The 21620-nt window shown below is 64.4% G+C and carries 20 protein-coding genes; 17 read left to right on the top strand and 3 right to left on the bottom strand.

The window, feature by feature from the left end:
* The first annotated feature begins 539 nt into the window (after nucleotides 1-539).
* From IEI94_RS13340 to IEI94_RS13360, 5 genes are all read left to right on the top strand, one after another.
* Entirely contained in the window at nucleotides 540-1406 is an 867-nt protein-coding gene (locus IEI94_RS13340; protein WP_191167796.1) for a nitrilase-related carbon-nitrogen hydrolase, read from the top strand.
* Nucleotides 1407-1429: 23 nt separating this feature from the next.
* On the top strand, nucleotides 1430-2872 hold the full coding sequence (hydA, locus tag IEI94_RS13345; protein WP_191167797.1) for a dihydropyrimidinase: 1443 nt from the start codon (nucleotides 1430-1432) through the stop codon (nucleotides 2870-2872).
* A gap of 86 nt (nucleotides 2873-2958) precedes the next feature.
* Nucleotides 2959-4335 (top strand): NAD(P)-dependent oxidoreductase, encoded by a 1377-nt coding sequence (locus IEI94_RS13350; protein WP_191167798.1) that lies wholly within the window; start codon nucleotides 2959-2961, stop codon nucleotides 4333-4335.
* Nucleotides 4332-5636, top strand: a complete 1305-nt coding sequence (gene preA / locus IEI94_RS13355) for an NAD-dependent dihydropyrimidine dehydrogenase subunit PreA (RefSeq protein WP_191167799.1) — start codon at nucleotides 4332-4334, stop codon at nucleotides 5634-5636. Before IEI94_RS13350 ends, preA begins: the two co-directional genes overlap by 4 nt.
* 156 nt (nucleotides 5637-5792) lie before the next feature.
* Complete coding sequence (locus IEI94_RS13360) at nucleotides 5793-6653, top strand: ABC transporter substrate-binding protein (protein WP_191167800.1); 861 nt, start codon at nucleotides 5793-5795, stop codon at nucleotides 6651-6653.
* A gap of 16 nt (nucleotides 6654-6669) precedes the next feature.
* Here the strand turns inward: IEI94_RS13360 and IEI94_RS13365 are convergent, their stop codons facing one another.
* Nucleotides 6670-7290 (bottom strand): TetR/AcrR family transcriptional regulator, encoded by a 621-nt coding sequence (locus tag IEI94_RS13365; RefSeq protein WP_191167801.1) that lies wholly within the window; start codon nucleotides 7288-7290, stop codon nucleotides 6670-6672.
* A gap of 405 nt (nucleotides 7291-7695) precedes the next feature.
* Here IEI94_RS13365 and IEI94_RS13370 point away from each other — a divergent pair, with 405 nt between their 5' ends.
* From IEI94_RS13370 to IEI94_RS13395, 6 genes are all read left to right on the top strand, one after another.
* Nucleotides 7696-9048, top strand: a complete 1353-nt coding sequence (locus IEI94_RS13370; RefSeq protein ID WP_191167802.1) for a NarK family nitrate/nitrite MFS transporter — start codon at nucleotides 7696-7698, stop codon at nucleotides 9046-9048.
* A gap of 117 nt (nucleotides 9049-9165) precedes the next feature.
* Nucleotides 9166-10440, top strand: coding sequence for a nitrate- and nitrite sensing domain-containing protein (locus IEI94_RS13375; protein WP_191167803.1), 1275 nt, complete (start codon nucleotides 9166-9168; stop codon nucleotides 10438-10440).
* Nucleotides 10441-10719: 279 nt separating this feature from the next.
* Entirely contained in the window at nucleotides 10720-12024 is a 1305-nt protein-coding gene (locus IEI94_RS13380; protein ID WP_191167804.1) for a CmpA/NrtA family ABC transporter substrate-binding protein, read from the top strand.
* Nucleotides 12025-12072: 48 nt separating this feature from the next.
* Nucleotides 12073-12927 (top strand): nitrate ABC transporter permease, encoded by an 855-nt coding sequence (gene ntrB / locus IEI94_RS13385; protein WP_191167805.1) that lies wholly within the window; start codon nucleotides 12073-12075, stop codon nucleotides 12925-12927.
* A gap of 12 nt (nucleotides 12928-12939) precedes the next feature.
* A complete protein-coding gene (locus IEI94_RS13390) occupies nucleotides 12940-13788 on the top strand; it encodes an ABC transporter ATP-binding protein (RefSeq protein ID WP_191167806.1) in 849 nt (282 codons plus the stop codon).
* Between the two features lie 149 nt (nucleotides 13789-13937).
* Nucleotides 13938-15035: a histone deacetylase gene (locus IEI94_RS13395; protein ID WP_191167807.1), complete on the top strand. Its 1098-nt coding sequence runs from the start codon at nucleotides 13938-13940 to the stop codon at nucleotides 15033-15035.
* Between the two features lie 2 nt (nucleotides 15036-15037).
* Here the strand turns inward: IEI94_RS13395 and chrA are convergent, their stop codons facing one another.
* Both chrA and IEI94_RS13405 read right to left on the bottom strand, forming a co-directional pair.
* Nucleotides 15038-16261, bottom strand: a complete 1224-nt coding sequence (chrA, locus tag IEI94_RS13400; protein ID WP_191167808.1) for a chromate efflux transporter — start codon at nucleotides 16259-16261, stop codon at nucleotides 15038-15040.
* The gene (locus IEI94_RS13405; RefSeq protein ID WP_191167809.1) at nucleotides 16258-16608 is read right to left on the bottom strand and encodes a PadR family transcriptional regulator; all 351 of its coding nucleotides are present in this window, start codon (nucleotides 16606-16608) and stop codon (nucleotides 16258-16260) included. The genes chrA and IEI94_RS13405 overlap by 4 nt, the downstream gene beginning before the upstream one ends.
* Before the next feature lie 104 nt (nucleotides 16609-16712).
* Here IEI94_RS13405 and IEI94_RS13410 point away from each other — a divergent pair, with 104 nt between their 5' ends.
* The 6 genes from IEI94_RS13410 to IEI94_RS13435 all read left to right on the top strand — a co-directional run bounded on the left by IEI94_RS13410 (nucleotide 16713) and on the right by IEI94_RS13435 (nucleotide 21614).
* Nucleotides 16713-17066, top strand: coding sequence for a rhodanese-like domain-containing protein (locus tag IEI94_RS13410; RefSeq protein WP_191167810.1), 354 nt, complete (start codon nucleotides 16713-16715; stop codon nucleotides 17064-17066).
* Between the two features lie 108 nt (nucleotides 17067-17174).
* Nucleotides 17175-17924 (top strand): FadR/GntR family transcriptional regulator, encoded by a 750-nt coding sequence (locus IEI94_RS13415; protein WP_191167811.1) that lies wholly within the window; start codon nucleotides 17175-17177, stop codon nucleotides 17922-17924.
* A gap of 10 nt (nucleotides 17925-17934) precedes the next feature.
* A complete protein-coding gene (gene dgoD, locus IEI94_RS13420) occupies nucleotides 17935-19083 on the top strand; it encodes a galactonate dehydratase (protein ID WP_191167812.1) in 1149 nt (382 codons plus the stop codon).
* A gap of 23 nt (nucleotides 19084-19106) precedes the next feature.
* On the top strand, nucleotides 19107-20099 hold the full coding sequence (locus IEI94_RS13425; RefSeq protein ID WP_191167813.1) for a 2-dehydro-3-deoxygalactonokinase: 993 nt from the start codon (nucleotides 19107-19109) through the stop codon (nucleotides 20097-20099).
* Nucleotides 20100-20121: 22 nt separating this feature from the next.
* Nucleotides 20122-20733 (top strand): 2-dehydro-3-deoxy-6-phosphogalactonate aldolase, encoded by a 612-nt coding sequence (locus IEI94_RS13430; RefSeq protein WP_191167814.1) that lies wholly within the window; start codon nucleotides 20122-20124, stop codon nucleotides 20731-20733.
* The gene (locus tag IEI94_RS13435) at nucleotides 20730-21614 is read left to right on the top strand and encodes an SMP-30/gluconolactonase/LRE family protein (RefSeq protein WP_191167815.1); all 885 of its coding nucleotides are present in this window, start codon (nucleotides 20730-20732) and stop codon (nucleotides 21612-21614) included. The genes IEI94_RS13430 and IEI94_RS13435 overlap by 4 nt, the downstream gene beginning before the upstream one ends.
* The last annotated feature ends 6 nt before the right edge of the window (nucleotides 21615-21620 follow it).

A 21620-nucleotide genomic window follows, 5' to 3' on the forward strand; every position in this document is an offset into this window, starting at 1 on the left:
GTTGCAACGACCAGGTCGCAAGGTGTCATCGGCGTTAACGCCAAGGCGCATGTCACGGCTCTACAACTTAATGATTTTTTTGAAAAACTGTCTTTGAAGTCAGCTTAATGATTACACCGAAAGAAGACGATCCTGCTTATTTCACCAGCACACTCATAGCGCTTCATGACAGGCTAGTCAGTTTCTATAATGGTTCAAGCTTTGTTAACGAGCTAACGAAAAATCTCAGAAAAAATAAAATAAACTACTGTTTTTAAACATTTTTCCTTATGACTTACGCTCTATCCAACATGGTGCGAGAGCTCACCAATATGGTGAACAGAGCTTTATCGAAACGCATAAAAACTTTTAATACAATCACTTACATGCAAGCCCGCAGGTCTGACAAAAAGTGCTTGCATGGATCTGTCGATGGCGACTAGCTTTAAAAAGCTGACACATGAGTCAGCTTTTTAGAAAGATAGAAACTTACCGGATCACCCCATGCCAATATGGGCAGGGAAGTGATCCTGACAACAAACACAAGATGGGTAGACACCATGCAGAAGATGAAGATCGGTCTGATCCAGATGGCTCTCAAGACCAGTACCGACCTGGCACCGGAGGCTATTCGCGATGCCATGAACGAAGCCCATCTGCCGTTGATCCAGCAGGCGGCGGATGCAGGTGTACAGGTGCTGTGCTTCCAGGAAGTCTTCAACCAGCCCTATTTCTGCCCCAGCCAGGACCCCAAGTGGTATGCCGCCGCCGAGCGCGTGCCCGAAGGGCCTACCTGCCAGATGATGCAAAAGCTCGCTGCCAAGCATCGCATGGTGATGATCGTGCCGGTCTACGAGGAGACGGTGACGGGAATCTACTACAACACCGCGGCGGTCTTCGACGCCGACGGCAGCTACCTCGGTAAATATCACAAGACCCATATCCCCCAGGTGGCCGGCTTCTGGGAGAAGTTCTTCTTCAAGCCCGGCAAGTCGGAGTGGCCGGTCTTCGATACCGCCTATGGCAAGATCGGCGTCTACATCTGCTATGACCGCCACTTCCCCGAGGGCTGGCGAGCCCTGGCGCTCAACGGTGCCGAGGTGATCTTCAACCCGTCGGCCACCGTCGCCGGCCTCTCCCAGTACCTGTGGGAACTCGAACAGCCCGCGTCCGCCGCCGCCAACGGCTGCTTTATCGCCGCCATCAACCGCGTCGGCAGCGAGGCACCCTGGAACATCGGCGAGTTCTACGGCTCGACCTACATCGTCAATCCGCGCGGCCAGATCGAAGCCCAGGCCAGCGACAAGGAGGACGAACTGCTGATCCATGAGATCGATCTCGAGATGGTCCGTGAGGTGCGCAACAACTGGCAGTTCTTCCGCGACCGCCGACCGGACGCCTACGCCCGCCTTACCGACGGCGAATGACCCCGATCACCAGGAGACGCATCATGAGCTTACTGATTCGAGGTGGCACCGTGGTCACCGACAGCGATACCTACCGCGCCGACGTGCTATGCGAGGGCGGTACCATTCACGCGATCGGCAGCGATCTCGAAGCCCCCGCCGGCTGCGAGGTCATCGATGCCGGCGGCATGTACGTCATGCCTGGGGGTATCGACCCCCACACCCATATGCAGCTTCCCTTCATGGGCACCGTGGCCAGCGAGGACTTCTACACCGGCACCGCGGCAGCACTGGCCGGGGGTACCACCTCGATCATCGACTTCGTCATCCCCCAGCCGGGGCAATCGCTGCTCGAAGCCTTCGAGATCTGGCAGGGCTGGGCCGAAAAGGCCGCCACCGATTTCGCCTTCCACGTCGCCATCACCTGGTGGGATGACAGCGTGCGAGAGGAGATGGGCACCCTGGTGCGCGAGCACGGCGTCAACAGCTTCAAGCACTTCATGGCCTACAAGGGCGCCATCATGGCCACCGATGACATCCTGGTGGAGAGCTTCTCACGCTGCCTGGAGCTCGGTGCGGTGCCCACCGTGCACGCTGAAAACGGCGAGCTGGTCTACCACATGCAGCAGAAGCTGCTTGCCGAAGGCTTTACCGGTCCCGAGGCACACCCGCTGTCGCGACCGCCTCAGGTCGAGGGCGAAGCGGCCAGCCGGGCAATCCGCATTGCCAGCACCCTGGGAGCGCCGATCTACCTGGTGCACGTCTCGACCAAGGATGCCGTCGACGAGATCGCCTATGCGCGCCAGCAGGGCCACCCGGTCTACGGCGAATGCCTGGCCGGCCACCTGGTGCTCGACGACAGCGTCTATCTCGATACCGATTGGGGACGCGCCGCGGCCCACGTGATGAGCCCACCGTTCCGGCCCAAGGGGCATCAGGACGCCCTCTGGAAAGGCCTGCAATCCGGCAATCTGCAGACCACCGCCACCGACCACTGCTGCTTCTGCGCCGAACAGAAAGCCGCCGGCAAGGATGACTTCACCAAGATTCCCAACGGCACTGCCGGGGTCGAGGATCGCATGGCGGTACTCTGGGACGAGGGCGTCAACAGCGGCAAGCTGTCGATGCAGGAATTCGTCGCGCTGACCTCCACCAATACCGCACGGATCTTCAACCTCTATCCGCGCAAGGGCGCCGTGCAAGTGGGCGCCGATGCCGACCTGGTGGTGTGGGACCCCCAAGGCACTCGCACCATCTCGGCCAAGACTCACCACCAGAACGTCGACTTCAATATCTTCGAGGGCAAGACGGTTCGCGGCATCCCCCGCCACACCGTCAGCCAGGGCAAGTGGGTGTGGCGCGACGGCGATCTTCATGCCGAGCGAGGCGCCGGCCGCTACCTCGAGCGCCCCGCTTATCCCGGCGTTTTTGAACTGCTCGAGAGACGCGCCGAACTGCACGCCCCCAAGGCCGTCGCGCGCGACTGACCCTCGGCGTCGGGGCCCACCAGGCCCCGCCAGCGCCCCGGCCTACGAGGCGCCCAGCCGTCCAATAACAAAGAGGCACTACCGTGATGAATGATCTGACCCACCTGCCCCGGGTCGGCGAGGCCGGCGCGCTGGACGCGCGCGACCTGGCCGACAACTTCGGCGACCTGCACCCGCCGCTCAATGCGCGCCAGGCAATGCTCGAGAGCCAGCGCTGCCTATACTGCTACGACGCGCCCTGTATCGAGGCCTGCCCCTCGGATATCGATATCCCACGCTTTATTCGCCAGATCAGCGAACGCAACATCAATGGCGCCGCGCATACCATCCTCGAGCAGAACATCCTGGGTGGCAGCTGCGCCCGGGTCTGCCCCACCGAGATCCTCTGCGAGCAGAGCTGCGTACGTAATCATGAAAGCGAATGTCAGCCGGTGCTGATCGGTCTGCTGCAGCGCCATGCCACCGACCATGCGCGCTTCGACGGACATCCGTTCCAGCGTGCCGCCGATAGCGGCCGCCACGTGGCGGTGGTCGGTGCCGGCCCGGCAGGGTTGGCCTGCGCCCATCGCCTGGCGATGCTGGGCCATCGCGTGACGGTCTTCGAGGCCGAGGCCAAGCCCGGCGGCCTCAACGAATACGGCATCGCCCGCTACAAGATGACCGATGACTTCGCCCGCAAGGAGGTGGAGTTCCTGCTCGAGATCGGCGGCATCGAGATCCGCTATGGCCAGCGGCTCGGCGATGCGCTCAGCCTCGGGCAGCTGCATGCCGACTATGACAGCGTGTTCCTGGGTCTCGGCCTGGGGGCTAGCCGCCAACTCGGGTTGACCGGTGAGGACGCACCGGGCCTGGCGCCGGCGGTGGACTATATCAAGACCCTGCGCCAGGCCGAGGACCTGACCCGGCTTCCCCTGGCCCGGCGCTGCGTGGTAATCGGCGCCGGCAACACCGCCATCGACATGGCCACCCAGATGGCCCGGCTAGGCGCCGAGGAGGTGACCCTGGTCTACCGGCGCGGCATCGGCGCCATGTCGGCCACCGAGCATGAGCAGGAGATCGCCAAGGCCAACGGGGTGCGACTGCTGACCTGGGCGCGCCCGGAAGAGGTACTGCTGGATGCCGCAGGGCGCGTGACCGGCATGCGCTTCGCGAGAACGCATGACGACGGGGGACGCCTGGCCGATACCGGCGAGCGCTTTGAGCTCGCCGCCGACGCCATCTTCAAGGCCATCGGCCAGGGCTTCGATGGCGACAGTCTCAGCGATGCCACGGCCAGCGAACTGGCTCGTGACGGCGAGCGTATCCGCGTCGACGAGGCCTTTCGCACCTCGCTGCCGCGGGTCTATGCCGGCGGCGACTGCGTGGCCCCCGGCCAGGACCTCACCGTCCAGGCCGTGCAGCACGGCAAGCTGGCTGCCCACGCCATCCACCAGGATCTCTTGGCCAAGCAGGAGGCCGCATGAACACCTTTACTGATAGCCTCGTCAACGGCGTCGACTTGTCGATCGACTTCGCCGGTATTACCTCGCCCAACCCCTTCTGGCTCGCCTCGGCCCCGCCCACCGACAAGGCCTATAACGTCGAGCGCGCCTATCGAGCAGGCTGGGGCGGCGTGGTCTGGAAGACCCTCGGTGAGGACCCACCCGCGGTCAATGTCTCGTCGCGCTACTCGGCGCACTTCGGCAAGAACCGCGAGGTGCTGGGGTTCAACAATATCGAACTTATCACCGACCGTTCGCTGGAAGTAAACCTGGCAGAAATTACCCGGGTAAAGCGCGACTGGCCGGATCGTGCCCTGATCGTCTCGATCATGGTGCCCTGCGAGGAGGCGGCCTGGCAGCACATCCTGCCGCTGGTCGAGGCGACCGGCGCCGATGGCATAGAGCTCAATCTGGGCTGCCCCCACGGCATGCCGGAGCGCGGCATGGGCGCGGCGGTGGGCCAGAATCCGGAGCTGATCGAGCAGGTCGCGCGCTGGTGCAAGCAGTATTACTTCAAGCCGGTGATCGTCAAGCTGACACCCAATATCACCGATATCCGTGTCGCCGCCCAGGCCGCCCTGCGCGGCGGGGCCGATGCAGTGTCGCTGATCAACACCATCAACTCGATCACCAGCATCGATCTCGACAGCATGGTGGCCAAGCCCACGGTGGGCCAGCAGAGCACCCACGGCGGCTACTGCGGTAGCGCAGTCAAGCCCATCGCCCTAAACATGGTCGCCGAGATCGCCCGCGACACCACCACCCGCGACCTGCCGATCTCGGGTATCGGCGGTATCTCGGACTGGCGCGATGCGGCAGAGTTCGTGGCCCTCGGCGCCGGCAGCGTGCAGGTGTGCACCGCCGCCATGCTGCACGGCTTTCGCATCGTCGAGGAGATGAAGGATGGCCTGTCGCGGTGGATGGCCGAGCAGGGCTACCGGTCACTGCGGGACTTCAGCGGCAAGGCGGTGGCCAATACCACCGACTGGAAGCATCTCGACATGAACTTCAAGACCATTGCGCACATCGATCAGGACATGTGCATCGAGTGCGGGCGCTGCTACATCGCTTGCGAGGACACCTCTCACCAGTCGATCGCCAAGCTGATCGATGCCGGCGGCGGGCGGCGCTATGAAGTGATCGAAGAGGAGTGCGTGGGCTGCAACCTGTGCCAGATCACCTGCCCGGTCCAGGACTGCATCACCATGGTGCCGCAGGAGACGGGTAAGCCCTATATGAGCTGGGACCAGGACCCCCGCAACCCCTTCCGTCAGGCCAGTTGAGCGCCCGCCCCACCAAGCGACCGCGCTGCCGCCGCGCAGCGCGGTCGAACTTCTGCAACGCCATGTTCCCTCCCCGCATAGCGACATCCAGACGGCATCCTGAGAAAATGAGAAGATATCTTATACGATAATTTTTCTCATGACCCAGGAGCCTATATGTCACTCTCCCGCCTCTTCGCCACCACCCTGGCGTTGTCGCTCAGCGGCGCTCTTGCCGCCGCCGAGCCTGTCGGCATTGCCAGCTTCGATCTGGGCAGCCTGGACAGCCTCGACGCGCTCGGCCTCAGTGAACATGTCGTCGGCGTGCCCCAGCAGAACCTGCCCCGCTACCTCGCACACTTCGACGACACCGCCTATGTCGATATCGGCGGCTTACGCTCCCCGGACCTCGCCACACTGAGTGAGCTCGCCCCCGGACTGATCCTGATCACCGGTCGTCAGGGCGAGTGGCGCGATGAGCTCGAAGGCATTGCGACGGTCATGGATACCCGCCTGGCGGGCGATGACTACCTGGCCTCGTTCGACCGCAACGTTCTGGCCCTTGCCGAACGCTTGAACGCCAGCGAGGCGGCCGAGCAGGCACTGACGGCGCTGCATGCGCATATCGATCAACGCCGCCAAGCACTGGCCGAGGCGCCCAGTAGCCTGGTGGTCACCCACAATCAGGGCAACTTCACGCTCAACCGGCACCCGGTGGTGCATCAGGTACTCGACGTGGCAGCACCGACCCTGCCCGCTAGCGTCACCAGCGAGACACGCGGCAACCGGGTCTTCACCCCGTTGCCGACCGACGCCATTGCCGAGATCGCCCCCGAGGTGCTGCTGATCATCGACCGCAGTGCCGCTATCGGCGATGACGCTATCAACATCGACGCTGCCCAGGAGACACTCGCCGCGGCCGGCGCCGAAGGGATTCGCATCGAAATACTGTCACCAGCGCTCTGGTATCTCTCGGGCGGTGGACTGCAGAGCCTGCGCCTGCAGGTCGAAGAGGTGGTCGCCGCCCTGCAGCCCTGAGCTAAACGCGGGAGGCCTAGGCCGACAGACCGATTCCGCGCAGAATCACCGAGGTCACCGACTGTACCGCCCGCTCGAACTGGATATCGTCGAGCGGGCGGTCGTCGTTGAGCAGCGCTATCTGGTGATCGAAATCGGCATAGTGCTGGGTCGAGGCCCAGATCATGTAAAGCAGGTGCGATGGCTCCACCGGCAGGATCTTGCCGGCCTCGATCCATTCTCGAATCTTGGCTTCCTTGAGCTTGGCCCATTCATAGAGGTTATCGCGCAGGCGTTCCTGAAGTATCGGTGCCCCCTGCATCACCTCGGCCGCCCACACCTTGGAGCCGTAGGCCCGGTTGCGCGAGTGCTGCATCTTGGCGCGGATATAGCTCGACAGCACGATGCGTGGGTCATCGTAGAGCTCGAAGCACAGCGCATCCTGTTTCCATACCTCGAGGAGCCCCAGCAGTACCTCGCGGTAGAGCTCCTCCTTGGTGGCGAAATAGTAGTGCACATTCGACTTGGGTAGATCGGCCAATTGAGCGATATCTCCCATGGCAGCACCCGCATAGCCCTTCTCGGCAAAGACCTGCTCGGCGGCGAGCAGGATCTTTTCGACATTGCGGCGACGAATATCGCCCTTCTTCTTGGCCATCCAGACTCCTTGCATCCGACGCGCGCTTGACGCATGCCACGGCCCGCTTGGCGGCCGGCATGGTGGTCGTTTCAGGGTACCATTTTCTATGCCACTCGCGGCTCGACGCTACCCCCCAGAGCAGACTGCCGGCGCTCAGCGTCCTTGAACCATGATGCACTCCAGCATGGCAAAGCCGGGGGTGCACTGCACCACCATGTACCATGCGGCGCCTCTACCGCCATTGGCAAAGCAAACATAAGGCATTGTTTAAAAACAATATCTTTTTTTTGGCAAGATGTTTGCTTATCAAAAGACAGATATTGGCGTAGACCAGGCTCAAACCGAGTACGAGTGCGTCGACCTGACCTTCAACGGCGAAGGCCCTGATCGTGAGTTCGACCGTCACTTGACGAGGTTAGTCCCATGGAAATTCGCAACAAGGCCAACAAGATTCGCCTGTTGAACTTCAGCACTCCTCAGATGCGAGCCTTTCACTTCTCCTGGTTCGCCTTCCATATCTGTTTCTTTGGCTGGTTCGGCATAGCGCCGCTAATGGCCGTGGTCCGCGAGGACCTCAACCTTACCCAGACCCAGATCGGCAACACCATCATCGCCTCGGTGGCGATCACCGTGATCGTGCGCCTGCTGATCGGCGTGCTGTGCGACCGCATCGGCCCACGCAAGGCCTACTCAGGGCTGCTGATCCTCGGCTCGATTCCGGTGATGGGTATCGGTTTCGCCAACAGCTTCGAGACCTTCCTGCTGGCCCGTCTGGCGATCGGTGCCATCGGCGCCTCCTTCGTCATTACCCAGTACCACACCACCATGATGTTCGCCCCCAATGTGGTCGGCACCGCCAACGCCACCTCGGCGGGCTGGGGCAACCTGGGCGGTGGCACGACTCAGATCCTGATGCCGCTAATCTTCTCAGGCATTCTGATGCTCGGCGTCAGCGAGACCCTCGGCTGGCGCCTGGCCATGGTCGTGCCCGGCGTGGTGCTGTTCATTACCGGCATCTGCTACTACCGCTTTACCCAGGATGCGCCCAACGGCAACTTCAAGGATCTGCGCGCCCGCGGTGAGCTGCCCCAGGCAGACGGTGACAGCGGCGCCGGGCAGACTTTCATGGCAGCCGCCAAGGATATCCGTGTCTGGGCACTGTTCGTGGTCTATGCCATCTGTTTCGGCGTCGAGTTGACCATCAATAACATCGCTGCCATCTACTTCTTCGATCACTTCGATCTGACCCTGGCCACCGCCGGCCTTATCGCCGGGCTGTTCGGTCTGATGAACGTTTTCGCCCGCACCATGGGGGGTATCTTCTCCGATCTCTTCGCACGCAACGGCGGTCTCAAGGGCCGCGTGCGCTGGCTGTTCATCGCCCTGATCTGCGAAGGCATCGCCCTGGTGGCCTTCTCGCAGATGCATGTCCTCTCCTATGCCATCGGCATCATGCTGGTGTTCAGCCTGTTCGTGCAGATGGCCGAAGGCGCCACCTACGGTGTGGTGCCGTTCATCAACAAGAGGGCGCTGGGCGCCGTTGCTGGCATCGTCGGCGCCGGCGGCAACGTCGGGGCCGTGGCCGCGGCCTTCCTGTTCCGCTCGGAAGCCATCACTTATCAGCAGGGGCTGTTCTACCTCGGCCTCACCGTGCTGGTGCTGGCCTCCTGTGCCCTGCTGGTGCGCTTCTCTCCGGAGACCGAAGCCGAAGAAGCGGCCGCCTATCAGGATGCCGTGGGAGAGAGCACCGGTGCCGGGGCACTCTCGCTGCGTTGAGCACGGTTTGCCACTGGCACCGAGCTCGTTCTGACAGCAAGCCGCCGCCCATGAGGGCGGCGGCTTGCGTAACGCTAGGCATTGTATTCCAGCGTATTCTTTCAGGAGGCCTCGGCCATGACCCCAGCTCACCACCTGTTGCAGGCCGCCAAACGCAGTGAAATCGACAACCTTCAGCGGCTCGCCGCCACCTGCGAACTGGTCGGCGATATCAGCCGCTTCGTCCATGCACTGCAGAAAGAGCGCGGCGCCTCGAACATCTATCTCACCTCCCATGCCCAGCGCTTTGGTGGGCGCCGCCTGGAACGCATCACCGACAGCCTCAAACGTGAGCATGCCATTCGCGACCGCCTCGATGACCTGCCGCATCACGCCGCGAACAATGCACGCCTGCTCAAGCGGATTGCCTGCGTGTGGGCCGCCCTCGACGCCCTTCCCACTCTGCGCCGGGACATCGAGTCGCTGGCGATCAGCGCCGATGCCGCCACCCAGACCTATAATCGGCTGATCGGCGGCCTGCTGGCAGTGGTCTTCGATGCCGCTGACACCGCAGACGATCCCGATGTGACACGCTCGCTGGTGGCGATCTTTCATTTCATGCAGGGCAAGGAGCTGGCCGGCCAGGAACGCGCCTGTGGCGCCATCGGCTTCACCGCCGGTGAGTTCGACAGCGCCCATCGCCAGCTTCTGCTGCAACTGATCGACGCCCAGCAGCGCTGTTTCGATACCTTCAGCGAGTTTGCCAGCGACGCTGCCCGCGAGCACTGGCAACAGCAGCGCGCTCCGCGCCGCCAGGATGGCATCCAGCAACTCCGCGAGCGGGCCTGCACCGATAACGCGAGCCAGCAGCTGGATCACGGCCTTGGCGAAACCTGGTACGAGCTCACTACCGCGCGTATCGACGCCATGCAGCAGGTCGAGGCGCAACTGGCGGCCGAACTCTCCCAGCTCTGCCACCGCAAGATCGAGCAGGCGCGCAGCGACATGCACGACCAGCAGCAGTTGGACGCCTCGCTGCACGATGCCATCGAGCAGTGCTCGACCTGTGAGCAGCTGGTCGATCTGTTTCCACAGGAGGCCACTCATGAACTCGGTCAGCTGACTGCCACTGCCGTCGAGTCGCGGCTCAATCGCGCCCTGATCGACCTGATGCAGTCCCAGAATACGCGACTGCAACATATCAGTGATGAGCTGGAAAACACCCGTGAAATGCTGCGCGAACGCAAGCTGATCGAGCGCGCCAAGGGCATGATCATGGAACATCAACACATGAGCGAAGACCAGGCCTACCGTTTCCTGCGCAAGGCCTCCATGGACCAGAGCAAGAGCATGGCCGAGATGGCGAAAACCATCATCGACCTGGCCGATATCCTGAAAAAGCGCCAGGCATAAGGGCGGCTGTGGTGCGCCGCATCATGGCCACGCACCAAGACAACGCCATACCAGGCATCGGCTCACACCGCCCACCTTTCGCAAGTCCTTGTTAACGAATGGATCAAGACGATTTCATGTAACGATGGCACCCAACCTGCAACGTTCTAGCGTACGCTGAGTCAACGACGGTTCAGCTCCTAGGCAGTTCTCAATACCGGACAACGGCGTCTGATAAGAGTCACCCAACGTGGGTGTAGCTCGAGTCAGGCGCCGTTTCTTTTTGTTTGGAGCCATCGCATGAACAACAATAGATTCAAGGGCTACTCCCCTCAGCGTCGTCGCTTTCTGAAGAACTCCGCCACCTTGGTTGGTGGCTCGGCACTGCTCAGCAGCCTGCCCGTCAGTTGGGCCTTTGCCGACGGCAAACCGGAAACCACTGCAGCCAAGCTTGGCTTCATTGCCCTGACCGATGCCGCCCCGCTGTTTGTCGCCGACGAAAAGGGGTTCTTCGCCAAGCACGGCATGACCGATGTCGAGGTACTCAAGCAGTCTTCCTGGGGTACCACCCGCGACAACCTGGTGCTCGGCTCGCAGCGCAACGGCATCGATGGGGCACATATCCTCACGCCGATGCCCTATCTGATCAGCTCCGGTGCCGTCACCCCCAATAACCAGCCGGTGCCGATGAGCATCCTCGCGCGCCTCAACCTCAACGGCCAATGCATCTCGGTAGGCAGTGACTATGCCGACCTGGAGGTGCAGCTAGACACCCGTGAATTTGGCCAGGCACTAGCCGAGAAGCGTGCCGGTGGCGACGAGGCGAGCGCTGCGATGACCTTCCCTGGCGGCACCCACGACATGTGGATTCGCTACTGGATGGCCGCCGGCGGCATCGACCCCAATCGCGATGTCTCGACCATCACCATTCCCCCCGCACAGATGGTCGCCAATATGCGCGTTGGCAGCATGGATACCTTCTGCGTCTGCGAGCCGTGGAACCATCAGCTGGTCAACCAGGGGATCGGTTATACCGCCAATACCACCGGCGAACTGTGGAATGACCATCCGGAAAAAGCCTTCGCCATGCGCAGTGATTATGTGGAAGAGAATCCCAACGCTACCCAGGCGCTATTGATGGCAATCATGGAAGCCCAGATGTGGTGTGAAGACCCGGCCAACCATGAAGAGATGGCACAGATCTGCTCGCGTCGACGCTGGATTCACGCGCCTTTCGACGACCTTATCGACCGTATTCAAGGAAACTTCGACTACGGGACCGGGCGAGTCATCGAGAACCACCCGCAGATGATGCGCTACTGGGATCGCCACGCTTCTTACCCTTACAAGAGTCATGATCTGTGGTTCTTGACCGAGAACAAGCGCTGGGGCTACCTGCCGCAGGATCTCGACAGCGCAGCCTTGATCGAGCAGGTCAATCGCGAGGACCTATGGCGCCAGGCTGCCGACCGTCTCGGCGTGGCCTCGGCCGATATTCCCGACTCGACATCCCGCGGCGTCGAAACCTTTTTCGACGGCAAGACGTTCGACCCCGAGGATCCCCAGGCCTATCTCGACAGCCTCGAGATCAAGCGCCTGGCCTGAATCAGACGTCCTGGCAAACCACTGACACACTGACACGGGAGAATCGCCATGAGCGTTTCATCCAGCGCTGATAGTCCTAGTCGTCCGCTACTGGGCGGCTGGTCCGCCAATCTGCAAAAGGTTCGCGACACCCTGATCCACAATGTCCTGCCGCCGGTGATCATCCTCGCCGTGCTCGGGGCGATCTGGGAGATCCTCTGCTCGGCGCCAGGCGCGGCACTGCCGCCCCCTTCCCAGGTAATCACCGACACCTGGGAGCTGATCGTCAATCCCTTCTACGACTACGGTGGCAACGACAAGGGCATGGGCTGGCAGATCCTCGCCAGCCTCGAGCGGGTCGCCTACGGCTATCTGCTGGCGGTGGTGGCCGGCATCAGCCTGGGCGTACTGGTCGGCCAGTCCACCTGGGCCATGCGCGGGCTCGATCCGGTCTTCCAGGTGCTGCGCACCGTGCCGCCGCTGGCCTGGCTGCCGATCTCGCTGGCCGGCTTTCAGGACAGCACCCCCTCGGCGATCTTCGTGATCTTCATCACGGCGATCTGGCCGATCATCATCAACACCTCGGTCGGGGTACGTAATATCCCCGAGGATTACCGCAACGTGGCGCGGGTGCTGCGCCTCAACGGCGCGGAGTATTTCACCCGCATCATGCTGCCGGCCGCCGCCCCCTATATCTTCTCCGGGCTACGTATCGGCGTGGGTCTCTCGTGGCTGGCCATCGTCGCCGCCGAGATGCTGATCGGCGGCGTGGGCATCGGCTTCTTTATCTGGGACGCCTGGAACGCCTCGATGATCAGCGACATCGTACTGGCGCTGGTGTATGTCGGCATCGTCGGCTTCTTCCTCGATCGCATGGTCGCTTACATCGGCAATCGCGTGACCCGCGGCACCGCCAAAGGCTAACGGAGACTCCCCATGACCAATCGCTATCTCAGCATCGAACAGGTCGATATGACCTTTCACTCCAAGGGCGGGGCGAGCGATGTCCTCAAGGGCATCAACCTGAGCGTCGCCCGCGGCGAGTACATCTCGATCATCGGCCACTCCGGCTGCGGCAAGTCGACCCTGCTAAATATCATCGCCGGGTTGACCGACTCCACCTCCGGCGCGGTGATTCTCGACGGCAAGGAGGTCAATTCCCCAGGCCCCGATCGCAGCGTGGTGTTTCAGAACCACTCGCTGCTGCCGTGGTTGACCGTATATGAGAACGTCGCACTGGCGGTCAACAAGACCTGCGCGCGCACCAAGACCAAAGCCGAGCGTCACGACTGGATTCTCAAGAATCTGGAGATGGTGGGCATGAGCCACGCCCTGGACAAGCGCCCGGCAGAGATCTCCGGCGGCATGAAGCAGCGCGTCGGTATCGCCCGGGCGCTCTCCATGGAGCCCAAGGTACTGCTGCTCGATGAGCCCTTCGGCGCACTCGACGCTCTGACCCGCGCCCACCTCCAGGAGGAGGTGATGCGTATCCAGGACGAGCTCGGCAACACAGTGATCATGATCACCCACGACGTCGACGAGGCGGTGCTGCTCTCCGACCGTATCGTGATGCTGACCAACGGCCCCTCGGCACGCATCGGTGAAGTCCTCGACATCGATCTGCCGCGGCCGCGCAATCGCATCACCCTGGCCGACGATCCGGCCTACAACCGCTACCGACAGGAAGTACTGCGTTTTCTCTACGAGAAACAGCGCAAGGTCGAGCAACTCGCCGAGCGGCGTGACAAGCCTGCCAAGCCCAAACCCACCAAGGCCCGCGCCTGATCACATCGGTGTCCGACCAAGTGCTTCAACGACCGCCACCTTCGGGTGACGGTCGTTCATATTGGCGACACGGAATAACGACAAAGATGGCAAGCTGGCAGTCATAGGACCATGCTCATAGCCATCGACCGCGATCCAGAGCCCGCCCAATGACCGATGTCGCCCCCGTTACGGTGTTCTATGACCAGCGCATGCTGGCCCACGAACCCAGCCCCGATGCCGCCTTTCTGCCCGGCCGTATGGATACCCGCATTCGCCAGCTGCTGTCGGGGCTCGGGGTGCCCTGGAAGTATCCGGAGCACCCGGGCAGGCTGACCGCTATCCAGCAGTTTCTGGCGCTGACCCCCATCGACGGCGTGGCCTATGCCGAGGGCACGGCCGCCACCCACGAACAGCTGGGCCGGGTACATACCTCGTCCTACCTCGAGCAGGTCTTCAAACTGCGCGGCCAGTACGCCTGGCTGGACGTGGATACCACCGCCGTCTCACCGGGCAGCGTCGAGGCCGCCGAGGTGGCCGCCGGCACCGCCATTGCCGCCGTTGAGGCGGTGGTCTCCGGACGCAGTGCCAGCGCCTTCGCCCTGGTCCGCCCCCCCGGACACCACGCCGAGCCGGTGCGCGCACGTGGCTTCTGCCTGTTCAACAATGTGGCGGTGGCCGCCGCCCACGCCCAGGCCGAGCTCGGCTGCCAGCGCATCATGATCGTCGACTGGGATGCCCACCACGGTAACGGCACCCAGGACATCTTCTGGGCCGACCCCGACGTGCTGTTCATCGACCTGCACCGTGCCGCGCCCTTCTATCCCGGCTCGGGCAGCCTGGAGGAGGTCGGGGTGGGGCTTGGCGAGGGCACCACGGTGAATATCCCGATGCCGGCCAATGCCGGCGACGCCGCCTATCTGCTGGCCTTCGACAGCATCCTCGAACCGGCCGCCGAGTGGTTCAAACCCGACCTGATTCTGGTGTCGGCAGGCTTCGACCCCCACGCCCACGATCTGGCGCTGAATGTCTCCTACGGCGGCTTTGCGGCCATGACTCACCGCCTCAAGCTGCTCGCCGAGCGGCACTGCGACGGCCGGTTGGTGTTCGTGCTCGAGGGCGGCTACAACCTGATCTCACTCTCCCACGGAGTCAAGGCCGTGCTCGAGGTGCTGGCCGGCGCCATACCGCCGCCGCCCGGCGAATTTGGCGTCGCCGAGGTCGAGGCCGCCGCCGCATTCCACCGTACCGCTTTCACCAACCTCTAATCTCATGGGGTCGCTGGCAGGCCGCCCAGCAGGCTGATCAGCACGCCGCCCAGCGCCATTACCGCCACCGCTGCCCAGGCCGGCAGCTTCCAGATCGTCAGCAGCAGGAAGCCGGTCAGCGCCAGGGCGAACTCATGAGAGCCGATGATCGCGCTGGTCCACACCGGCTGGTAGAGCGCGGCACCGAGAATGCCCACCACGGCGGCATTGGCGCCGCGCATCAGCGACTGAGCGCTGGCCCACTGGCGGAAGCGGTTCCAGAACGGCAGCACCGCCACCAGCAGCAGCATGCCCGGGACGAAGATCGCCACCAGCGCCAGGGCCGCGCCAATCAGGCCGTTAGGCAGCGGCTCGAGTACCGTACCGAGGTAGGCGGCGAAGGTGAACAGTGGCCCTGGAACCGCCTGGGCCGCCCCATAGCCGGCCAGGAACTCGTCCGGCGTGACCCAGCCGGACTGCACCACCTCGGCCTCGAGCAGCGGCAGCACCACATGACCGCCACCGAACACCAGCGCACCGGCGCGGTAGAAGGCGTCGATCAGTGCCAGGGTCTGTGACGGCGTGGCCCACGCCAGCAGCGGCAAGCCCACCAGCAGCAGTGCAAAGACCGCCAGCGCGATGCCGCCGGCGCGCCGGGTGACCGGGAAGTGCACCTCGCTGACCGCCTTCTCCACCGCGGCGCGACACATCACCAGCCCGGCCAGCCCCCCGGCAACGATCGCCGCCACCTGCCCCAGCGGGCCGCTGACCATCACCACGATCAGCACTGCAGCCAGGCCGATAGCCGCACGCTGGCGGTCCGGGCAAAGGTTGCGTGCCATGCCCCATACCGCGTGGGCGACGATGGCCACCGCCGCGACCTTGAGGCCGTGGATGATGCCGCTGCCCACCGGCCCCTCCATCACCGCCGCCCCAAACGCGAACAGCACCAGCACGATGGCCGACGGCAGGGTGAAGGCCAGCCACGCCATCGCCGCCCCCCAGGGACCAGCGCGCATCAGGCCCAGCGCGAAGCCGACCTGACTACTCGCTGGCCCAGGCAGAAACTGGCAGAGCGCCACCAGGTCGGCGTAATCCTTCTCCGAGAGCCACTTGCGGCGTGCCACGAACTCGGTGCGAAAGTAGCCCAGGTGAGCAATCGGCCCACCGAAGGAGGTCAGGCCCAGCATCAGGAAGGCCTGAAAGACCTCCTTGATGCGTCCCGCCGGATAGGTCACTGCCGTCATTCTCCTGACTCCTTTTTGTGTGGTGGTGCCGCGTGTTCAGTACTCTCGCTATGCTCCGCCTCGGCGGTAAACTCCTTGAGCTGGCGCTTGGCCACCGCCAGGCCTTCGAGGCCCAGGGGCGTGGCGCGGTACAGCTTGCGCCGCGTGCTGCCCTGCTGCTCCTGGCGTGAGCGCAGATACCCCTTGCGCTCCATGGCGTGCAGCATGGGATAGAGGGTGCCGGGACTGAGCCGGTAGCCGTGGCGCGCCAGCTCGTCGATCATCCACTGGCCGTAGATGTCGTGCTCGGCGGCGTGGTGCAGCACGTGCAGCCGCACCAACCCCGATAGCAGGTCATGATGTTCCATGTTGTAGACTCGCCGATGACAACTAACGAAAATCGATATCGGTTTCCGTTTTAGCAAGCCCGCTGGTGCGGGGCAAGCCCCATCTCGAACAGAGGAGTCACGCCATGGCCAATCATTCCGAGGATTTTCTGCGCCTGGCCAATGAGGCCAAGGGGCGCATCAAGGAAGTCTCACCCGCCGAGGCCAAGCAGCTGATCCGCGACGGCGCCATGGTGCTGGACGTTCGCGACAAGGAGGAGTTCGAGCAGGGCCATATCGATGAGGCGGTCAATATCAGCCGCGGCACGCTGGAGATGCGCATTGCCGAGGCAGCCCCGGACAAGCAGGCGCCCATCGTCTGCCACTGCGCCGGCGGCAACCGCGGCGCCTTGGCCGCCGACACCCTGCAGCGCATGGGCTACACCCAGGTGGTCAATATCCAGGGCGGCCTCAAGGCCTTCGGCAGCGACGACAACTAAGCCAGAAGGCAGACTCGCCGGCCAATCGGGCGCCTGGACTTAATAGACGATTGCCAAAATGTCAGACATTTAATAGGCTATCGTTATTGATACGTTCAGGAGACGTCCATGACGCTGGATGGACTTGCCCCCCACGGCGGTGGCGCCGACGCGCTGGCGCGGCGGCTGGCGCGGGCTCTGCTCGCCGGCCGCTGGCAGCCCGGTGACCCCTTCCCCAAGGAGCTGGACCTCTGCGCCCACTTTGCGGTGAGCCGCAATCAGGTGCGCAACGCGCTGACCAGCCTCACGGCCACTGGCCTGATCGAACGCACCGCCGGTCGCGGCACGGTGGTTCGGCCGGTCGCCGAGTGGCATCTGCTGGATCCGCTGATCAGCGACTGGATGACCGGCATCGACAGCCTGGACCCGACGCTGGTGCGCGAAATCTTCGCCTTTCGCTACTCCGCCGAGCCGACGCTGGCGCGCCTGGCCGCTACGGCCGCTGAAGCCGACGATCTCCAGCGCCTGGAGGCCGCCTTCGAAGGCATGACCCGCACCGCAGGCGATCCCGACACCCAGGGCCTGCACGCCGAGTATGACGTGGCCTTCCACGACGCCATCTACCGCGCCAGCCACAATCTGGTGTGGCGCCAGATGGGGCATCTGCTGCGCCCCTCCATCATCGCCCTGATCCACAGCTCCCAGGCCCACGTCCGTGAGGAGCACGATAGCCTCGACGACAGCCTGAGCCGCCATGGCAGAGTGCTTGAGGCGATCCGCCGCCGCGACGCCGAGGGCGCCGAACACGCCGCCTGCGAGGTACTGCGGCGCACCGCCATCGACCTGGGCATCGTCGCCGAGACAGCCGACGCTCACTGAGGAATCCATCATGAAGATCACCCGACTCAAGACCTGGCAGGTGCCTCCGCGCTGGCTGTTCCTCAAGATCGAGACCGACGAGGGCTGCTATGGCTGGGGTGAGCCGGTCGTCGAGGGCCGCGCGGCCACCGTGGAGGCCGCCGTTCACGAGCTGGCCGACTATCTGGTCGGCCAGGATCCGCACCGTATCGAGCACCTCTGGAACATGCTCTACCGCGCCGGCTTCTACCGCGGCGGCCCAATCCTGATGAGCGCCATCGCCGGCATCGACCAGGCGCTGTGGGACCTCAAGGGGCGCGATCTCGGCGTGCCGGTCCACCAGCTGCTGGGCGGCGCGGTCCGCGACAAGATGCGCATGTATGCCTGGACCGGCGGCGACCGACCCAGCGACGTGGGCGCCGGCGCCAAGGCGCTGGTCGAGCAGGGCTTTACCGCCTTCAAGATGAACGGCACCCCGGAGCTGGCAATCGTCGACAGCCACCACAAGATCGACGAGGCGGTGGCCCGGGTCGCCGAGGCGCGCCAGGCGGTGGGGCCGGCGGTGGGCATCGCCATCGACTTCCACGGCCGCGTGCACCGTCCCATGGCCAAGGCGCTGCTGCGCGAGCTGGAACCCTTCCATCCGATGTTCGTGGAGGAGCCGGTGGCTCCGGAGCATCTGCCGTGCCTCAAGCAGATCGCCGGCGGGCTCGGCTATCCGCTGGCCACCGGCGAGCGGCTGCACACCCGCTTCCAGTTCCGCGACCTGCTGGCCGAAGGCATGATCGACATCATCCAGCCCGACCTCTCCCACTGCGGCGGCATCAGCGAGGGGCTGAAGATCGCCGCGCTGGCCTCGGCCTACGATGTGGCCCTGGCGCCCCACTGCCCCCTCGGCCCGTTGACCCTGGCCGCCTCGCTGCAACTGGATGCGGTGTCGCATAACGCCTTTATCCAGGAGCAGAGCATGGGCATCCACTACAACCGCGACAACGATGTCCTCGACTACCTGGTCGACAAATCGGTGCTGGCCATCGACGACGGCTTCTGCGCGATTCCCCAAGGGCCCGGCCTCGGCGTGGAGATCGACGAGGCCTTCGTCGAGGAGCGCGCCAAGGTGGGCCACCGCTGGCGCAACCCGGTGTGGACCCATGAAGACGGCTCTATCGCCGAGTGGTAAGGCCAGGTCACCGGGAGAAAGAGATGAGCGCAGATCCGCACGACACTACTGCCACCCAGCTCGCCTGGGTGGCAGTCGACTGGGGCTCCAGCAATCTGCGCGCCTGGGCTCTGGACGCGCAAGGCGAGGTGCTGGCGCGGGGCCGCAGTGGACGCGGCATGCTGTCACTGACGGCGGATGACTACGAGGCCGAGCTGCTGCGGGTGATCGGCGGCTGGCTGCCCGCGAGCGGCACGCTAGAGGTGCTGATCTGCGGCATGGCCGGCGCCCGCCAGGGCTGGCGAGAGGCCGCCTACCTGCCGCTGCCAGCGCGCCTGGATGACCTGGCACGTGGCGCCGTGGCGCCAGCGGTCAGCGACCCGCGTCTCAAGATTCGGCTGCTACCGGGGCTCAGCCAGAGCGGTGAGGCCTTCGACGTGATGCGCGGAGAGGAGACCCAGTTGGCCGGGCTGTGCCAAGCGACGCCGAGGGTCTCCGGGCTCGCCTGTCTGCCCGGCACCCACGCCAAGTGGGCCCGGCTCGAGGCCGGCAGCGTAACCCGCTTTACCACCTGCCTGACCGGCGAGCTATACGGACTACTGGCCCAGCAGTCGGTGCTGCGCCATTCGCTTGGCCACTCACCCGGCGAAGATGACCTGAACGATCCCGGCTGTCGCCAGGCGTTCGTCACCGCGGTGGCTGAGATCAACTCGGCTCCCCAGACCTTCAGCGCCCGGCTCTTCGGCCTGCGCGCCGCCGACCTGCTCGACGCCCCCCTGCCCCAGGGAAGCGCCCGCGGTGCCCAACTGGCCGCGCGCCTCTCGGGGCTTACCATCGGCCTGGAGCTGGCCGGCATGGCCGATGAGCTGGAACACGAGGCGTGCATCACGCTGATCGGCAACGACCTGCTCTGCACACGCTACGCCCTGGCCCTCGAGACCCTGGGCCACACCAGCCGACACCTGGACGGCGAGACTGCGGTGCTGGCCGGCCTGGCACTGGCCCGCGCCACCCTGAGTCGCGCCTCTGGCGCCTGATGCTATCACTTGGAGAACTGTCATGACCCTGCCCCTGATCGGCATCCTGCGCGGCGTCACCCCTGACCAGGCCGTGGCGGTGGGCGAGGCGGTGCTGGCCGCCGGCATTACCCGGCTCGAGGTGCCGCTCAACTCGCCGCAGCCCCTGGAGAGCATTCGCCGACTCAGCGACGCCCTGGGGGAGCGTGCCCTAGTGGGCGCCGGCACCGTGCTGACGGTCGACCAGGTGCGCGATGTCCACGCAGCCGGTGGGCGACTGATCGTCTCACCCAACTGCCACCCGGCGGTGATCGAGGCAAGCCGCCGCCTCGGCCTGCAGAGCTGGCCGGGAATCGTCACCCCCAGCGAGGCCTTCGACGCCCTGGACGCCGGCGCTACTGGCCTCAAGCTGTTTCCCGCGGTCCAGGTAGGCATCCCGGGTATGCAGGCGTTACGCACGGTGCTACCCGCCGGCACCCTGCTCTACGCGGTGGGCGGCATCGGCGTGGATAATTTCGCCGTCTGGCGCGCTGCCGGAGTGGATGGTGCCGGCCTCGGCAGTGCGCTGTTCAAGCCAGGCCAGACGCCTGAGCAGGTGGGCGAGCAGGCCCACGCCCTTGTCTCGGCCTGGCGCGCTGCGGGAGGTGAAGCGTGAGCGTGCCGACCCACTCAGCCGAACTCGCCGTCGACAGCCGCTGCGCGCTGGGCGAAGGCCCCCAGTGGCATGCCGCCGAGGGCAAACTGTTCTGGTGCGATATCACTCAGGGGCGACTGCACTGGCTGGACCCGGCAAGCGGCCACAGCGCTTACCTCGAGGTGGGCCATATGCTGTCGCTGGCCGCGCCGCTTGAGGAGGGCGGCGTGCTGTTGGTGGGTGAGAAACGCCTGAGCCGTTTCGACCCGACACGCGCTGCCCTCGAGACGCTCTGCGACTTCGAGGCCGACAACCCCATCACCCGTAGCAACGATGCCCGAGTCGACCGCCACGGCAGCCTGTGGCTCTCCAGCATGGGCAAGAGCGCCGAGGCTGGCGCTGGCAGCCTCTACCGCCTGCACCGCGGTGAACTGGTCAGGCTGCGCAGCGGCCTGACCATCCCCAATGCGCTGTGCTTCACGCCCGGCGGCGAGTTCGCCTTCTTCACCGACACCCCGACCGGCCGCGTCATGCGCTGGCCCCTCGATGCCGACGGCTGGCCGCTGGGCGAGCCCACTCCCTGGGCCGATTTTTCTGCCCATCCCGGCAACCCCGACGGTGCGGTCATCGATGCCGAGGGCCACCTGTGGCTGGCGCTGTGGGGCGCCGGCATGGTGGTGCGCCTGGACCCAGCCGGCCGCGTGGTCAGCGAGGTGACGCTGACGATTAGCCAGCCCTCCTGCCCGGCGTTCGCCGGCGCGGCGCTCGAGCGCCTCTACATCACCACCGCCCGGGAAGGCCTCGGCGCCGCTGACCTTTCACAACAGCCCCATGCCGGCGGCCTCTTCATGGCAGAAGTGGGCGTCAGCGGGCTGGCCGAGCCGCCGCTCAAGCTGAGCTGAGCATCA

The organism is Halomonas sp. ML-15 (assembly GCF_014779595.1).
Lineage (GTDB): Bacteria > Pseudomonadota > Gammaproteobacteria > Pseudomonadales > Halomonadaceae > Franzmannia.

What these genes read in the sequence shown, in the direction of transcription:
- IEI94_RS13425 (WP_191167813.1), top strand. Translation starts at nt 19,107, where the DNA reads ATGAGCGCAGATCCGCACGACACTACTGCCACCCAGCTCGCCTGGGTG.
- IEI94_RS13405 (WP_191167809.1), bottom strand. Translation starts at nt 16,608, where the DNA reads ATGGAACATCATGACCTGCTATCGGGGTTGGTGCGGCTGCACGTGCTG.
- IEI94_RS13360 (WP_191167800.1), top strand. Translation starts at nt 5,793, where the DNA reads ATGTCACTCTCCCGCCTCTTCGCCACCACCCTGGCGTTGTCGCTCAGC.
- chrA (WP_191167808.1), bottom strand. Translation starts at nt 16,261, where the DNA reads ATGACGGCAGTGACCTATCCGGCGGGACGCATCAAGGAGGTCTTTCAG.
- hydA (WP_191167797.1), top strand. Translation starts at nt 1,430, where the DNA reads ATGAGCTTACTGATTCGAGGTGGCACCGTGGTCACCGACAGCGATACC.
- IEI94_RS13375 (WP_191167803.1), top strand. Translation starts at nt 9,166, where the DNA reads ATGACCCCAGCTCACCACCTGTTGCAGGCCGCCAAACGCAGTGAAATC.
- dgoD (WP_191167812.1), top strand. Translation starts at nt 17,935, where the DNA reads ATGAAGATCACCCGACTCAAGACCTGGCAGGTGCCTCCGCGCTGGCTG.
- IEI94_RS13430 (WP_191167814.1), top strand. Translation starts at nt 20,122, where the DNA reads ATGACCCTGCCCCTGATCGGCATCCTGCGCGGCGTCACCCCTGACCAG.
- IEI94_RS13415 (WP_191167811.1), top strand. Translation starts at nt 17,175, where the DNA reads ATGACGCTGGATGGACTTGCCCCCCACGGCGGTGGCGCCGACGCGCTG.
- IEI94_RS13390 (WP_191167806.1), top strand. Translation starts at nt 12,940, where the DNA reads ATGACCAATCGCTATCTCAGCATCGAACAGGTCGATATGACCTTTCAC.
- preA (WP_191167799.1), top strand. Translation starts at nt 4,332, where the DNA reads ATGAACACCTTTACTGATAGCCTCGTCAACGGCGTCGACTTGTCGATC.
- IEI94_RS13380 (WP_191167804.1), top strand. Translation starts at nt 10,720, where the DNA reads ATGAACAACAATAGATTCAAGGGCTACTCCCCTCAGCGTCGTCGCTTT.
- IEI94_RS13340 (WP_191167796.1), top strand. Translation starts at nt 540, where the DNA reads ATGCAGAAGATGAAGATCGGTCTGATCCAGATGGCTCTCAAGACCAGT.
- IEI94_RS13410 (WP_191167810.1), top strand. Translation starts at nt 16,713, where the DNA reads ATGGCCAATCATTCCGAGGATTTTCTGCGCCTGGCCAATGAGGCCAAG.
- IEI94_RS13370 (WP_191167802.1), top strand. Translation starts at nt 7,696, where the DNA reads ATGGAAATTCGCAACAAGGCCAACAAGATTCGCCTGTTGAACTTCAGC.
- IEI94_RS13365 (WP_191167801.1), bottom strand. Translation starts at nt 7,290, where the DNA reads ATGGCCAAGAAGAAGGGCGATATTCGTCGCCGCAATGTCGAAAAGATC.
- ntrB (WP_191167805.1), top strand. Translation starts at nt 12,073, where the DNA reads ATGAGCGTTTCATCCAGCGCTGATAGTCCTAGTCGTCCGCTACTGGGC.
- IEI94_RS13395 (WP_191167807.1), top strand. Translation starts at nt 13,938, where the DNA reads ATGACCGATGTCGCCCCCGTTACGGTGTTCTATGACCAGCGCATGCTG.
- IEI94_RS13350 (WP_191167798.1), top strand. Translation starts at nt 2,959, where the DNA reads ATGAATGATCTGACCCACCTGCCCCGGGTCGGCGAGGCCGGCGCGCTG.